Here is a 14,754-nt window from a genome sequence, read left to right as displayed (position 1 = left end):
ACCGGTTGACCGGGCTTTGGAGGGAACCGACTCGGGTGCGAGAGGGAGTGGAGGCGGTGGTGCGCGAGCGCCCCGCCTCCATCCGCATGATCCGGACGAGGCCTGGATCTGGCCTAGATCCCGTCGGCCGACCTGAGGTTGTCCAGCGTCGCGTTGGTGTCGTTCTTGAGCCACTCCACGACGTCGTTCACCTTCGGCATGGTCACGTCGTCGTAGCTGGAGCCGTAGGCACTCCAGCGCATCTCGTACGTCATCCAGCCGTCGCGCACCGCGAGGGTGGCCGACCGGCTGCCGCTGGTGTCGTCGCCGGAGGTGGTGTCCTCGGTGACGAGATACGCCTCGTCGCCGAAGCCGGAGACCTCGTCCACGTCGTAGTCGTCGTACCGCTGGTCGTACTCGGACCACAGGGCGGTGAACTCGGGTCCGGGATCGGTCTTCTTGTGGAGGTCGAACTGGACCGAGAAGTACGCGTCGGAGAGGGTGGAGGTCGAGGATTTCTTCAGGGAGATGCTGCAGTAGCCCTGGTCGAGTGCCTCGTGCTCCAGGGACTGGTCCACGGGCGAGCCGTCCTCCTCCGGGTACTCGTTCTTGAACGACGAGTAGTCCACCGAGGAGCAGAGGTCGGTCCTGGCCTGGTAGCCGCGGAGGTCCGCTTTTGTTTCGTCCTTGCCGAGGAGGAAGACGCCGCCGGCCCAGGCCGCGGAGGCGACAGCCGCGCCCACCAGCACCCACAGCACGGCGCGTCCGCCGGCGCCCGTCGTGGGCGGGGCCCCGAGCGGCGGGTAGCCGCCACCCGGCGGCTGGCCGTACGGACTGGCCTGGGTGGGTATCGGGGCGACCGGGGGGCCGAAGCCGGCCGGTGACTGGGGATTCGGGTAGGGATAGGCGCTCGGGGCCGCCTGCGCCGGCGCCTGGGCCTGCACCTGGCTGGGTACCTCCGCCTGGGTCGGTGTCGGGGGCTGGGCCTGCCCCGGGGGCAGCGCCGGTTGCGGCTGGGGCGGTGTCTGCGGCTGGCTCTGGGCGCCGGGCTGCGCCGGGGGCGGCCAGGCCGGGGACGCGGACGGCTGATCCTGGGGCTGTGGTTGCGCCGGTGCACCCTCGGGGCGTTCGGTCATCGGGTTCTCCTCGTGTTGTGGTGGACGGGGTGCGGCGGCGGAGACGGAACTCGCCCAACAGGGCCGCCGGACAAGGCGGCAGGGTGTCGTAGGCGAACGCGTAGAGGAGAAATACCCGCGGCCGGATCCCTTCCATGCGGCCTCCCGGATCCCGGCCACACCTGAAGATCCAAGCCTCTCAGAACGCCTCCCTCGCGGTCGTCCGTAGAACTACGCACCCTGGTTACGCAACCTCAGGCGCCGGTCGGGGCGGCGGCCGTCGTGGGGCAGTCGTCGGTGCCCGGTGGTTTCATGGGAGTCATGACCAGCAGAAGTGTCGTCGTCGAGCGGCGGATCGCCGCTTCTCAGGGGCGGGTGTGGGAGGCCCTGACGGACCTCGGCGGTATGGATCGGGTGCTCAGCGGTGTCACGAAGGTCGAGGTGCTCACGGACGGGGTCTTCGGGGTGGGCACGCGGTGGCGGGAGACCCGGCGGATGTTCGGCAAGGAGGCCACCGAGGAGATGTGGGTGACCGTCAGCGTGCCGCCCGAACGCTATGTGGTGGAGGCCGAGTCGCACGGCTCCCGCTATGTCTCGGAGTGGGTGCTGCGAGCCGACGGCCCCAGGACCACGACGATCCTCATGACGTTCTCGGCCGAGCCGACGGGTGCCGTCGCCGGGCTGCTCGCCAAGGTCATGGGCGGGGTCGGCGCCCGCGCGGTGCGCAAGGCCGTCGCCAAGGACCTCGACGACGTCGCCGCGTGGGTGGAGGGCCGTAGGAGCTGAGCCGCCGCCCTGCGGCCCTCCGGTCACCGTGCGTCCGTGTGCGTCAGGAGTTCAGGCCGTAGCCGGTGGTCACGTAGGCGCACTCTGTGTAGATGTAGCCCGACTCCAGCTTCGCGGTGTCCGAGGCGGGGCTGGACGCGCTGTCGCCCTTCGGCTTGTGCAGGAAGTACGTGGTGCCGACCGGCAGGCTGATCGTGCGCTGCGGGTAGTTCTTGCTGCCGCTGCACGGCTTGAAGTTGGGGTTCAGCGTGCTGCTCCAGTCGTAGCTGGTGCAGCCACCGCAGCCCTTCAGGGTGAAGGTGCCGGTCACGGGGCCGGTGTACATGACCTGGACCTCGTCGGGGCTGTCGTTCTTGACCGTGACGGTGATGCTGCCGCCGGAGCGGGTCGTGGGCAGCTTCTTGCCCGCCTCCGGGACCTCCTGGGCGATCTCGGCGGCGATCGCTATCTTCTTCGCGCGCGGCGCGTTCTTGTGGTTCTTGTTGGCGTCGACGAAGTCGTTCATCGAGGTCACCGCTTCGGCGAAGTCGCCGTCGTTGTACTGGTCCACGCCGCAGGTGTAGACGCCCGCGGAGGCGGAGCCCTCGGCCCGTCCGGCGTTGGCGGCGAGGGCGTCGGCCACGCCCGCCTTCTCCCCCGGCAACGCCTTGACCTGGGAGCCGAGCGTCTCCAGCTGATCCACGGCGGTGCACGGGTCGTCGCCGCCCACGGCCTTGATCGCCTTGTCGACGGCCGTCTTGATGTCGGGTTCGACCTTCGCCGCCTGGTCCGAGTCGGGGAACGTGGTGAGGAGGTCGCTGAACTGGTCCTGCCAGCCGGCCGTACCGCCCGCCAGGCTGTCGGAGGCGCACTCGTACAGGGAGGTGGCGAGCCGGTCGTCCGGCCAGGTGGTCAGCGAACCGAGGTCCTGCTTGCTCACGGTCTGCGGGACCGTACGCAGGTATTCGAGGGGAGCGACCGCGTCGCAGTACTCCTGCTCCTCGTAAGAGGCGCCGACCGTCGTGTAGAAGGTCTTCAGCCGGTCGGGGACCTTCTCGGCCGCCCGCGAGTCGGGGTGGTCGGTGCTGAGATCGTCGTAGGCGGTCAGAGCCCTGCGGTACTCCGACTGGGTCGTGCCGAACGACTCACCGGACGCCTTCCGCACGAGGTCGTCGGCCTTCTCCAGCCGGTCCAGAAGCATCTCCTCGACGGCTTCCTTCCGCGCGGTCTCGTACAGCAGACCGCCCGCGACCGGTACGGCGAGGAGCAGGACGCCGAGTGCGATGGCGAGCGGGGACTTCGCAGGCCACACGAGGCGGTTGCGCAGGCCCAGGAAGGCGCCGTGGACGGCCGCGAGGACGAGGAACAGACCGTAGACGACGAGGGTCGCGCCCGAGATGCCGTCAGGGTCGGCCGGCAGCACCGTGAAGAGCAGGAGGCCGGTGGCCACCCAGCACAGCAGTGTCAGGAGCGGGCGGCGTATCAGGGCGTAGCCGAGGCCGAGTCCGCTGAGGTTCAGCAGCCCCACCCCGACGGCCCGCCAGACGTCCGCCGGACCGGGCGGTGGTGCCGACGGCATCGGCGGCACGACGAAGCCCTGGCTCCAGCCGTCCTGGTCTCTTACGCCGTACTGATCCCCGGACATCTCGGATCCCCCCGTCAACTCCACCCGCATGCCTACGAATTGTCAGTGTACGGCCGAAACTTGATGCCGCGACAGTTGGTTCTCGGGCGCAGGCAGAGATCGATTTCCATTCGTGACCACCGCACGGGAGATGGCGCGAAAGGTTCGGTCACACCGCCCGTCGGTGCGTGAAAGGCACAGGCCCCACAGCCTGTTGACGCGCCGGGGTCACTGCCCGGTTCGCTCGGCGAGCGGGTTTTTTCGCCGCCGGTCCGCGAACCGAGGGCCGGTGAGTGGGGGGATGCCTGGGCCGGGATGACGGCGGCCGCCGTGCCCGTCGTGAGGGCGCCGGCCGCCGACCGGATCCTCATGGGGCGGCGGCCGGAGAGTTCCGCAGGTCACATGCCGCCGCGCCTGACCCGGCGGAGCAGTATGGCCCCGGCGAGCACGACCGCGCCTCCAATCATGGCCGGCCACAACTGCGCCCCCGTCTCGGCGAGGTCGCCCGTCGCCGACTCGGCCCCTGCGATCCGGGCTGACCGGCGGCCGACGGGACGTTGGCGGCGGGCGTCGTCCGCTCGGGGGTGACGGCCTCGCCGCCGTTGTCCGCGCCCTGCTCACCGCTCTCGTCCTCAGCGGCGGCGTCGCCACGCCGCGTCGCCTTCAGCGAGCCGAGGACCTGGGGCTCCTTGTCGCCGCCCTGGATCGCCGCGTCGGCCGCGTCGCCGTCTTCCTGAGCGGTCTCGGTGGGCCGGGCGGTGTTCTCGTCCTGGTTCTGGTCCTGCCCCTGATCCTGGTCGTCGCCCTGACCGGCGTCGCCGCCCTGGTCGCCACCATTGCCCTGGTCACCGCCGACGTCGGCCACGTCGCACTCGCGCCCGCCGTTGATGCGCTCCGTCATCTCCCGCGTCAGGTCCTCGCCGAAGACGTTGATGAAGTCGCCGTGGTCGGTGACGGCCTTGTGGAGTTGCTCGGGGAAGGAGTCGACCGCGAAGAGCGGGGTCGTACGGCCGCCGTCCTGGAGGCTCGGGGCGTCGACGTCGTAGACGATGCGCTGGACCGGCTGCGGGATGGCCCGGAAGCCACGGGGCAGCTGCCGTCGGCGGCGGCGAAGGCGACGTGGGTGCGGTGGTTGGCGCTGTCGCTGTTGCGGCCGTCCCAGCAGCTCTGGAACGTGAAGGTGCGCACGACGTCGCTGCCGGTGGGGCAGAGCGGGTACTTGTCGGCGCTGTTGCCCTGGTTGCCGACGTGGTCGTGGAAGTGGTGGGCGCCGTTGGAGACACCGGGGGCGACGATGACGTTGTCCGAGTTGAACAGGCCGCCCGCGTAGGAGCCGACACCGGCGGGCGCGCTCCCGGCCGTAAGGCCGGGGGCACCGGCTGTGACAGTGCGTGACCCCCCCTCGCCTCAGGGCGCGGGGCAGTGTAGACATGGGCACATGGTCCGTCTCCTGGGTCGATCTCGCTCTCAGTCGACCCGCCGTCCCCGAGGTCAGCGCGCGCAGGGCCGGGCGGACCGCGCCCGGCGGGTGGCTCACGGATTCGACGGCGGCGCAAGTCAGGAGCGCGGAGGCCGGTGGGGCCCGCTCGCGGGGCTGCGGTCGGCGTTGAGCGGGCGCAGTGTCGCCGGGCAGGTGTTCCTGCTGCAGGTCGTGATCGTGCTGGTACTGGTCGTGTCGGCCGTGGTGGCGCTGGTCCTGCAGGTACGGCACGACAGCACCAAGGAAGCGCACAACCGCTCGCTCGCCGTGGCGGAGACGTTCGCCAACGCGCCCGGCACCCGTGAGGCGCTGAGCGCGGACGATCCGACGGCGGTGCTCCAGCCGAGGGCCGAGGCCGCCCGGATCCAGTCCGAGGTGGACTTCATCGTCGTGCTGAACACGGACGGGATCCGCTACACCCACCCCAAGACGGACCGCATCGGCAAGCAGTTCGTCGGCACCATCGAACCCGCGCTCGCGGGCGAGTCCTTCACCGAGGAGGTCCACGGGACCCTCGGCCCGCTCGTCCAGGCCGTGGTGCCGATCAAGGCGCCCGACGGCACGGTCGTGGGCCTGGTCTCCGCCGGGATCACCACCGAGAACGTGGGCGGGGCCGCGGAACAGCAGTTGCCTCTCGTGCTGGCCGCCGCCGCCGCGGCCCTCACCCTGGCCACGGCGGGCACGGCCCTCGTCAGCAAGCGGCTCCTGCGCCAGACCCACGGCCTCGGCCCGTCCGAGATGACCCGCATGTACGAGCATCACGACGCGGTGCTGCACGCCGTACGGGAGGGCGTGATCATCATCGGCGGCGGGGGCCGGCTGCTGCTCGCCAACGACGAGGCGCACCGCCTGCTCGACCTGCCCGCGGACGCCGAGGGGCAGGACGTCCTCGCCCTGGGCCTGGAGCCGCACGTGGCCGACCTGCTGGCCTCGGGTCGCGTCGCCAACGACGAGGTGCACCTGGTGGGCGACCGGCTGATCGCCGTCAACCAGCGCGCCACCGATCTGCAGGGCGAGCCCTCCGGCAGCGTCGCCACGCTCCGCGACTCCACCGAGCTGCGCGCCCTCTCCGGCCGGGCGGAGGCCGCGCGGGAGCGTCTGAAGCTGCTCTACGACGCCGGAGTGGGCGTCGGCACCGGCCTGGACGTGACCCGCACCGCCGAGGAGCTGGCGGAGGTGACCGTCCCCCGGTTCGCGGACTTCGTCACCGTGGACCTGGCCCCGGCGGCGCTCAGCGGCGACGAGCCGAAGACGGTCACCACCCTGCGCCGTACGGCGTTCAGCGGGATCCGCAAGGACGCGCCGCTGTACAAGGTGGGCGAGAAGATCGACCTCGTCCCCTCCTCTCCGCAGGCCCACAGCATCGACAGCGGCAGTTCGACCCTCGTGGTCGACCTCAGCAGGGCACCCGGCTGGCAGGCACAGGACCTCGAACGGTCCGCGCTGGTCCTGGAGTACGGCATCCACTCGCTGATCACCGTGCCGTTGCGCGTCGGCCAGCTGGTGATGGGTGTCGCCAACTTCTGGCGCTCGGAGAAGCCCGAGCCGTTCGACCAGGAGGAGCTGGCGCTCGCCGAGGAACTCGTCGCCCGGGCGGCCGTCTCCATCGACAACGCGCGCCGCTACACACGCGAGCACACGATGGCCGAGACCCTGCAGCGCAGCCTGCTGCCGCGCAACCTTCCCGAGCAGAGCGCATTGGACGTCGCCTACCGGTATCTGCCCGCGCAGGCCGGGGTGGGCGGGGACTGGTTCGACGTACTGCCCCTGTCCGGCACCCGGGTCGCGGTCGTCGTGGGCGACGTCGTCGGGCACGGGCTGCACGCCGCGGCCACGATGGGGCGGCTGCGCACCGCCGTCCACAACTTCACCGCGCTCGACCTTCCGCCGGACGAGATCCTCGGACTGCTCGACGAGATGGTCAGCCGTATCGACCAGGACGAGGCGGTGGTGGACGGCACCGCCCCGATCACCGGGGCGACCTGCCTGTACGCGATCTACGACCCCGTCTCACGGCGCTGCACCGTCGCCCGGGCCGGCCATCCGCCGCTCGCGGTGGCCCGGCCCGACGGCACGGTCGAGTTTCCCGACGTGCCGGCCGGTCCGCCGTTGGGTCTCGGCGGTCTGCCGTTCGAGACGGCGGAGCTGACACTCGACGAGGGCAGCCGGCTGGTGCTGTACACCGACGGTCTCGTCGAGGACCGGGAGCGGGACATCGACGACGGGCTCGAACTGCTGCGCACCGCACTGGCCGGGTCCGACGCCTCACCGCAGGGCACCTGTCAGGCCGTGCTGGACGCCCTGCCGCCGAGCCGGGCGAGCGACGACATCGCGCTGATCGTCGCCCGCACCCGTGCGCTGGACACCGGCCGCGTCGTCGAGTGGGAGGTGCCCCGCGACCCCGCGGCCGTCGCCCGGGCGCGCTCCGACGCCACCCGGCAGCTGACCGAATGGGGCCTGGAGGAGCTGGAGTTCACCACCGAACTGATCCTCAGCGAACTGGTCACCAACGCGATCCGGTACGGCGGCGGCCCCATCCGGGTCCGCCTCATCCACGACCGCAACCTGATCTGCGAGGTCACCGACGGCAGTCACACCTCCCCCCATCTGCGGTACGCCGCCACGACCGACGAGGGCGGACGCGGCCTCTACCTCATCGCCCAGCTCACCCAGCGCTGGGGCACCCGCTACTCCCCCACCGGCAAGACCATCTGGACCGAACAGGTACTGCCCTGACGGTCACCGCACAAGCCCTGTCCTGAGGGACACGGCCCCCAACGCGCAAGGAGAGACCGGAGCATGCGTATCGGACTGCTCGGAACAGGACCGTGGGCCGAGATGGCCTACGCCCCCGCGCTGAGCGCGCACCAGGAGCTGGACTTCGTGGGGGTGTGGGGCAGGCGGCCGGAGGCGGCCAAGGAACTGGCCGACCAGTACGGCGGTCTGCCCGTGTACGAGGACGTCGACGCCCTGTTCGCCGACGTGGACTCGGTCGCCGTGGCCCTGCCGCCCTCGGTCCAGGCGCCGCTCGCGGCGCGTGCCGCCCGCGCGGGCTGTCATCTGCTGCTCGACAAGCCCCTCTCGACGGATGTCGAGCAGGGGCGGGCCGTCGTCGAGGCGGTCGAGGAGGCCGGTGTCGCCTCCGTCGTCTTCTTCACCGCCCGCTTCCAGACCGCGGTCGACGCCTGGATCACCGAGCAGGCCGCCGGCGAGGGCTGGTTCACGGCCCGCGCGGAGTGGTTCGGTTCGCTGTTCGACGACGAGAGCGACAGCCCCTTCGCGGCCTCGCCGTGGCGGCGGGAGAAAGGGGCCCTGTGGGATGTCGGCCCGCACGCCCTGTCCGTGCTGCTGCCGATCCTCGGGGACGTCGAGAAGGTGGCCGCCGCCGTGCGCGGGCCCAAGGACACGGTCCATCTGGTCCTTCTGCACACCGGCGGGGCGTCCAGCACGGTCACCCTCAGCCTCACCGCCCCGCTCGCGGCCTCCGGCGCCACGGTCGAGCTGCGCGGCCGGGCCGGCACGACCGTGCTGCCCACGTCCGACGAAGGTGCCGTACCGGCCCTCGTACGGGCGGGGGACGCCTTGTTGGCCGCTGCCCGCAGTGGCCGCCCGCACCCGTGCGACGCCGCGTTCGCGCTGCGGGTGACCGAGCTACTGGCCGCCGCTGAAGGGCAGTTGACCGGCTGATACACCCAACTCACCGACCGTGTTCGGGTTTGTGTTCGCCCGCCACCGGTAATCGACTGGTGGCGGGCACGCCTTCGCCTCGCGCGTTTCGGTGAGGAGGTGCCCGTGATCGAGACGGACGGGACCGCCGCCGTGCCCCCGCGGGACGGGACGGCGGCCGGACAGAGGGATCAGGACGCGCGGACGGTCATGCGGCTGCGCCTGGGGGTCGGCGTCATCGGCGTCATGCTGCCCCTGGCGCTGCCGCTCGGCAACTGGATCGCGGCGCGGCTCGACGGCCGGACCGGGGAGGACGCCTGGCCCGGGTCCATGAGCGGCGGGTACTACACGAGCACCCGCGACATCTTCGTCGGCGCGCTGTGCGCCCTGGGGATCTTCCTGATCGTCTACCGCTACAACAAGCTGAATGACGTCATGGGCACGATCGCCGGGACCTGTGCCCTGGGCGTCGCCCTGTTCCCGACCGCCCCGGGCTCCGGGGGCGACGCCGGCCAGCAGACGGTCTCCGTGTTCCACCAGATCTTCGCCGTCGCCCTGTTGACGTCGATGGCCGCCTTCTGCCTGCTCATGTACCGGGCGCCGGGCGTGAAGGAACGGTCGTACGTGCGGCGTCCCTACCTGGTGGCCGGTGTGCTGATCCTCGTCTTCATGGCGCTCGCCGCCGCCGCGGCGGCGACCGAGGTGGGCGACGACTGGCTGATCACACCCCTGTACCTGTGTGAATGGCTCTCCGTCTGGTCCTTCGGCTTCGCCTGGACGGGCGCGGCCCTGTCCCTCGCCGCGGACATCGACCGCCTGTCCCGGAGCCGGGCGGTCGTCGGCGCCGTACTCGACTGGCTCCGCTCCCTCGGCGGTCTCCTGGACCGGGGCAAGGCGCGTTCGCGCGAGGCGGTGTGACCGCGCCCGGCCGGGCTCTGATCGGCGGTCTTCCATCGACGGTCTTCGATCGACGGGCCTCAGGAGCGGGTGCCGGTGAGGAAACGGTCGAGCGTGGCGGTCAGTTCCGCCGGCTTCTCCACCGGGAGCTCGTGGCCGGCGTCCAGGATGCGGACTTCGGCGTCCGGGTAGGCCTTGGCCATGCGGAGCATCTGGGAGACGGGGAGCTGGATGTCGTAGTAGCCGTGGACAAGCAGGGTGGGGGTGCGGATCTCGCCGAGGCGGTCGAGGACGTCGAAGGCGCGCATCGCGCCGTAGAGGGTCATGACGACCTCGCGCGGAATGGCCGCGGAGGCGCGGATGTACTCGCGGATCTCCTCGCGGGGGTGGCCCGGGGCGAAGGCGCGCTGGATGTTGGCGGCGACGAACAGCTTGAAGGGGACGCGGGCCGAGGCCGCCATGAGCAGACCCCGGCCACGGCTGTAGGTCATGCGGCCGATGGAGTTGACCAGCACCATGCGCTCGACCCGCTCGGGGTGGGAGAGCGTGATGGTCTGGGAGATCATGCCGCCCATGGAGTGGCCGATGAGCACGAACCGCTCGATCTCGAGGTGATCGAGGACGGCCAGGACGTCCCTCGCCAGCTCCTCTATCGTGCGCACCCCGGCCCCGCCGCTCTCGCCGTGCCCGCGCAGGTCGAGCCGGATCACGCGCCGCTTCCCGGAGAAGTGCGCCACCTGGTGGTCCCAGCGGTGCCGGTTCGCCGTCCAGCCGTGGACGAACACCAGAGGCACCCCGTCGCCGTCGCGGGGGCCCTCGTCGTCGTACGTCAGTGCGGCGCCGGCGACTTCGAGCTGCGGCATGAGGGCCTCCTGCGGTGCGATCCGGTTACTGGTCGGTACGGTATCCGGCGGCCCGGCACCGCGTCACCGTCGTCCGCCCAGGAAATCGAGGGTGCCCCCGCACCCGTTCATCACCGTCGGCCCCCGGAAATCGCGCGCGCCCCGCCCACGGTCCTGTTAGCTTCCCCCGGTGTTCTCACTCCGACAACCCGCGTTCTTCACGCGGCTGCGCGACGCGCGGCGCGTACTCATAGCCGGTGCCGGTGGCGGTTTCGACGTCTACGCCGGTCTGCCGCTGGCCCTCGCCCTGCGTTCGGCGGGCAAGGAGGTCCATCTCGCGAACCTCTCCTTCGCCGATCTGTACGGCCTGAGCCTGGACGTGTGGCTGGAACAGGACGTCGCGGCCATCGGTCCCGACACCACGTTCCGGGGCGACTACTTCCCCGAGCGCGCCCTCGCCCAGTGGCTGGCCCTGCACCGGCTGCCCAGCACGGTGTACGCGCTCTCCCGTACGGGTGTGGCGCCGCTGCGGGCCGCGTATCGTGCGCTCCTCGGCCATCTGGGCGGGGTGGACGCCGTCGTGCTGGTGGACGGCGGCACCGACATCCTGATGCGCGGCGACGAGCACGGGCTCGGGACGCCGGAGGAGGACATGGCGAGTCTGGGGGCTGTCACCGGTCTCGACGAGGTCCCGGACCGGCTGGTGGCGTGCCTCGGCTTCGGCGTGGACTCCTACCACGGGGTCAACCACTCGCTGGTCCTGGAGAACCTGGCCGCGCTGGACCGCGACGGCGCCTACCTCGGCGCGTTCTCGCTGCCGCGCGACAGCCGTGAGGGGGCCCTGTACCTGGACGCGGTGGCCCACGCCCAGCACTGCACGCCCGACCACCCGAGCATCGTGAACGGGTCGGTCGCGGCGGCCGTTCGCGGCGAGTTCGGCGACGTCCGGTTCACCGACCGGACCCGGAACAGCGAACTGTTCGTCAACCCGCTGATGGCGCTGTACTTCTGTGTGGACGCGGTCGGGCTCGCCCGCCGCAACCTCTATCTCGACCGGCTGGAGAAGACCGAGCTCACCCGGCAGATCAGCTCGGTCATCGCGGAGTTCCGCGACGAACTGCCCCGGCAGCGCCAGCCACGCGCCTTCCCGCATTGACCGCGGGGAACAGATGACAGACTGACGCCATGGAAGAACGCGCATTCGGTAGGTCGGGTCAGCACGCATCCGTGGTCGGTCTCGGCACCTGGCAGCTGGGCGCCGACTGGGGAGACGTCGACGACAAGGAAGCCCTGGCGGTGCTGGAGGCGGCGGCCGAGTCGGGGGTGACCTTCTTCGACACGGCCGACGTCTACGGCGACGGGCGCAGCGAGCAGACCATCGCCACGTTCCTGCGGAGCAGGCCCGACCTCCATGTGTTCGTCGCGACGAAGATGGGCCGTCGCGTGGACCAGATCCCCGAGAACTACGTCCTCGACAACTTCCGGGCCTGGAACGACCGGTCCCGCCGCAATCTCGGCGTGGACCGTCTCGACCTGGTCCAGCTGCACTGCCCGCCCACGCCCGTCTACTCCTCGGACGAGGTGTTCGACGCCCTGGACACCCTGGTCGCGGAGGAGCGCGTCGCCGCCTACGGCGTCAGCGTGGAGACGTGCGCCGAGGCGCTGACGGCGATCTCCCGGCCGAATGTGGCGAGCGTGCAGATCATCCTCAACCCGTTCCGTATGAAGCCGCTCCTGGACGTCCTCCCGGCGGCCGAGAAGGCGGGGGTCGCGATCATCGCCCGTGTTCCGCTGGCGTCGGGTCTGCTCTCGGGCAAGTACACGAAGGACACGGTCTTCGCCGAGAACGACCACCGCACGTACAACCGGCACGGCGAGTCCTTCGACCAGGGCGAGACCTTCTCCGGCGTCGACTACGGGACGGGGGTCGAGGCGGCCGTCGAGCTCGCCGCACTCGCTCCCGAGGGCTTCACTCCGGCCCAGCTGGCGCTGCGCTGGATCATCCAGCTGCCGGGTGTCACGACCGTCATCCCCGGGGCCCGCACCCCGGAGCAGGCTCGCGCCAACGCGGCCGCCGCCGCGCTGCCGACGCTGTCCGAGGAGACGCTCACCGCGATCCGGGAGCTGTACGACCGACGGATCAAAGAGCAGGTGGAAGGCCGCTGGTAGGCCCTGGCGTACCCGGCGCGCGTGGGTCGCGCGCCGGCAGGGCGGCCTGGCGCTGCCGTCGCCGGGCAGGGCGGCCCGGTCGGGCCTCCGCGCGGGAAGCGGCCGGTCGGGCCGCTTCCCGTGCGGCGCCCGCGCCGCGGCGGGCGCGTCAGATACGTCCGCCGGTGAGCCGGGTGAGCGGGCCCTGCACCTGGCGTTCGGAGCGGCGGCCGACCGCGTAGGAGGCGGCGGTCAGCACGGTCAGGCCCGCTCCCACACCGGCGGCGACGAGCTTGCGCTGGGCGAGGACGGTCATGGCCGTCTTCGCGGTGGCTGCCACCTGGCCGGAGGCCTGGACCACCGCCTGACGGCCCGCCTCGACGCCCTTGACCGCGCTGTGCGCGGCGCTGCTCGTGCTGTCGACCGCACGCTTGGTCGTGTCGGCCGCGCGTCCGGCACCGGCCTTGGTGGACGACGCGGCGTCGTCCATCTTGATCGCGGCCGTCTTCGCGGAGTCGGTGGCCGGAGCCGTGGCCTTGTCGGTGGTCCGGCGGGCCTTGGCCGCGGCCGTCTCGGCGGACGCGGTGTTCTCGTGGGTGTCCTTGTTCGTTCGATTCATGGGAACCGCGTTGCCGTTAGCCGCCGGGGCAAACACCGCGCGTCGATGCCCGTTTCCACGACCGGCCGTCAACGCTTCCCCGCCGTCCACCCATGCGTCCGCATGGCATAAGATCGCCTTATGAGGTCATAGACCGGACCCGCGTACCGGGTAAGGGTTACCTTAGTTTAGGGTTGCCGACGAGTTGCTTGTCTCCGCTCGAAGGGAACCTGAACATGCCCCGCCCTCTGCGGGTAGCCATTGTCGGAGCCGGACCCGCCGGGATCTACGCCGCCGACGCGCTGCTGAAGTCCGACGTGGCCACCGAGCCCGGTGTGTCCATCGACCTCTACGAGCGGATGCCCGCCCCGTTCGGACTGATCCGTTACGGCGTGGCCCCCGACCACCCCCGCATCAAGGGCATCATCACCGCCCTCCACCAGGTGCTCGACAAGCCGCAGATCCGTCTCTTCGGCAACGTCGACTACCCGACGGACATCAACCTGGACGATCTGCGCGCGTTCTACGACGCCGTGATCTTCTCCACGGGCGCGACGGCCGACCGTGCGCTCGACATCCCCGGCATCGGCCTCGACGGCTCGTACGGCGCGGCCGACTTCGTCTCCTGGTACGACGGTCACCCGGACGTCCCGCGCACCTGGCCCCTGGAGGCCGAGAAGGTCGCCGTCCTCGGTGTCGGCAACGTCGCGCTCGACGTGGCCCGCATCCTCGCCAAGACGGCCGACGAACTGCTGCCGACCGAGATCCCCGCGAACGTCCACGACGGTCTGAAGGCCAACAAGGCGCTGGAGATCCACGTCTTCGGCCGCCGCGGCCCTGCGCAGGCGAAGTTCTCCCCGATGGAGCTGCGGGAGCTGGACCACTCCCCCAACATCGAGGTCATCGTCGACCCCGAGGACATCGACTACGACGACGGCTCCATCGCGACCCGGCGCGGCAACAAGCAGGCCGACATGGTCGCCAAGACCCTGGAGAACTGGGCGATCCGCGACATCGGCGACCGCCCGCACAAGCTCTTCCTGCACTTCTTCGAGTCGCCCACCGAGATCCTCGGCGAGGACGGCAAGGTCGTCGGCCTGCGCACCGAGCGCACCGCACTCGACGGCACGGGCAACGTCAAGGGCACCGGCGAGTTCAAGGACTGGGACGTCACCGGGATCTACCGCGCGGTCGGCTACCTCTCCGACAAGCTGCCCAAGCTGCCCTGGGACGTCGAGTCGGGCACCGTCCCGGACGAGGGCGGCCGGGTCATCGAGGAGACCGGCGCGCACCTGCAGTCGACGTACGTCACCGGCTGGATCCGGCGTGGTCCGGTGGGCCTCATCGGGCACACCAAGGGCGACGCCAACGAGACCGTCGCCAACCTGCTGGACGACTTCTCGAACGGGCGGCTGCACGAGCCCTCCGCGCCCGCCCCGGAGGCCGTCGACGCCTTCCTCGCGGAGCGGAACGTCCGCTTCACGACGTGGGAGGGCTGGTACAAGCTCGACGCCGCCGAGAAGGCGCTGGGTGAGCCGCAGGGCCGCGAGCGCGTGAAGATCGTCGAGCGCGAGGACATGCTGCGGGCCAGCGAAGCGTAGGGCTCCACCAGGGGCCGTCGGGGACTGCGGGACGTTGTT

11 protein-coding genes and 1 pseudogene are annotated in these 14,754 nt (G+C 71.1%); 7 read left to right on the top strand and 5 right to left on the bottom strand.

Annotation, left to right across the window (positions count from 1 at the left end):
- Nucleotides 1–113: 113 nt before the first annotated feature.
- Nucleotides 114–1,115, bottom strand: coding sequence for a hypothetical protein (locus tag JIX55_RS45050; protein ID WP_257568992.1), 1,002 nt, complete (start codon nucleotides 1,113–1,115; stop codon nucleotides 114–116).
- A 300-nt stretch (nucleotides 1,116–1,415) separates the two neighbouring features.
- On the opposite strand from JIX55_RS45050, the gene JIX55_RS45045 reads away from it, so the two are divergent.
- Nucleotides 1,416–1,880 carry an SRPBCC family protein gene (locus JIX55_RS45045; protein ID WP_257568991.1) on the top strand — a complete coding sequence of 155 codons (465 nt, stop codon included), beginning with the start codon at nucleotides 1,416–1,418 and terminating at the stop codon, nucleotides 1,878–1,880.
- Nucleotides 1,881–1,923: 43 nt separating this feature from the next.
- On the opposite strand, the gene JIX55_RS45040 is transcribed toward JIX55_RS45045, so the two are convergent.
- Nucleotides 1,924–3,504, bottom strand: coding sequence for a hypothetical protein (locus JIX55_RS45040; RefSeq protein WP_257568990.1), 1,581 nt, complete (start codon nucleotides 3,502–3,504; stop codon nucleotides 1,924–1,926).
- A gap of 377 nt (nucleotides 3,505–3,881) precedes the next feature.
- Nucleotides 3,882–4,803 (bottom strand): annotated as a pseudogene (locus JIX55_RS45035) (DUF1996 domain-containing protein); the annotation flags it as partial.
- A gap of 118 nt (nucleotides 4,804–4,921) precedes the next feature.
- On the opposite strand from JIX55_RS45035, the gene JIX55_RS45030 reads away from it, so the two are divergent.
- The 3 genes from JIX55_RS45030 (at nucleotide 4,922) to JIX55_RS45020 (ending at nucleotide 9,547) form a co-directional block, all read left to right on the top strand.
- Nucleotides 4,922–7,699, top strand: coding sequence for a SpoIIE family protein phosphatase/ATP-binding protein (locus tag JIX55_RS45030; protein ID WP_257568989.1), 2,778 nt, complete (start codon nucleotides 4,922–4,924; stop codon nucleotides 7,697–7,699).
- A gap of 63 nt (nucleotides 7,700–7,762) precedes the next feature.
- Entirely contained in the window at nucleotides 7,763–8,650 is an 888-nt protein-coding gene (locus JIX55_RS45025) for a Gfo/Idh/MocA family protein (protein WP_257568988.1), read from the top strand.
- Between the two features lie 105 nt (nucleotides 8,651–8,755).
- On the top strand, nucleotides 8,756–9,547 hold the full coding sequence (locus JIX55_RS45020) for a hypothetical protein (protein WP_257568987.1): 792 nt from the start codon (nucleotides 8,756–8,758) through the stop codon (nucleotides 9,545–9,547).
- Nucleotides 9,548–9,606: 59 nt separating this feature from the next.
- On the opposite strand, the gene JIX55_RS45015 is transcribed toward JIX55_RS45020, so the two are convergent.
- Nucleotides 9,607–10,389 (bottom strand): alpha/beta fold hydrolase, encoded by a 783-nt coding sequence (locus JIX55_RS45015; protein ID WP_257568986.1) that lies wholly within the window; start codon nucleotides 10,387–10,389, stop codon nucleotides 9,607–9,609.
- 169 nt (nucleotides 10,390–10,558) lie between these two features.
- Here JIX55_RS45015 and JIX55_RS45010 point away from each other — a divergent pair, with 169 nt between their 5' ends.
- The gene (locus JIX55_RS45010) at nucleotides 10,559–11,524 is read left to right on the top strand and encodes a DUF1152 domain-containing protein (RefSeq protein WP_257568985.1); all 966 of its coding nucleotides are present in this window, start codon (nucleotides 10,559–10,561) and stop codon (nucleotides 11,522–11,524) included.
- Nucleotides 11,525–11,553: 29 nt separating this feature from the next.
- Nucleotides 11,554–12,537, top strand: coding sequence for an aldo/keto reductase (locus JIX55_RS45005; protein WP_257568984.1), 984 nt, complete (start codon nucleotides 11,554–11,556; stop codon nucleotides 12,535–12,537).
- Nucleotides 12,538–12,685: 148 nt separating this feature from the next.
- Here the strand turns inward: JIX55_RS45005 and JIX55_RS45000 are convergent, their stop codons facing one another.
- Nucleotides 12,686–13,171 carry a hypothetical protein gene (locus JIX55_RS45000; protein WP_257568983.1) on the bottom strand — a complete coding sequence of 162 codons (486 nt, stop codon included), beginning with the start codon at nucleotides 13,169–13,171 and terminating at the stop codon, nucleotides 12,686–12,688.
- A gap of 179 nt (nucleotides 13,172–13,350) precedes the next feature.
- Here JIX55_RS45000 and JIX55_RS44995 point away from each other — a divergent pair, with 179 nt between their 5' ends.
- A complete protein-coding gene (locus tag JIX55_RS44995) occupies nucleotides 13,351–14,715 on the top strand; it encodes an FAD-dependent oxidoreductase (RefSeq protein ID WP_257568982.1) in 1,365 nt (454 codons plus the stop codon).
- The last annotated feature ends 39 nt before the right edge of the window (nucleotides 14,716–14,754 follow it).

This window comes from Streptomyces sp. DSM 40750, assembly GCF_024612035.1.
GTDB lineage: Bacteria > Actinomycetota > Actinomycetes > Streptomycetales > Streptomycetaceae > Streptomyces.
The sequence above is the reverse complement of the archived record's forward strand: the minus strand, read 5'-3'. Positions and strand labels throughout refer to the sequence as shown.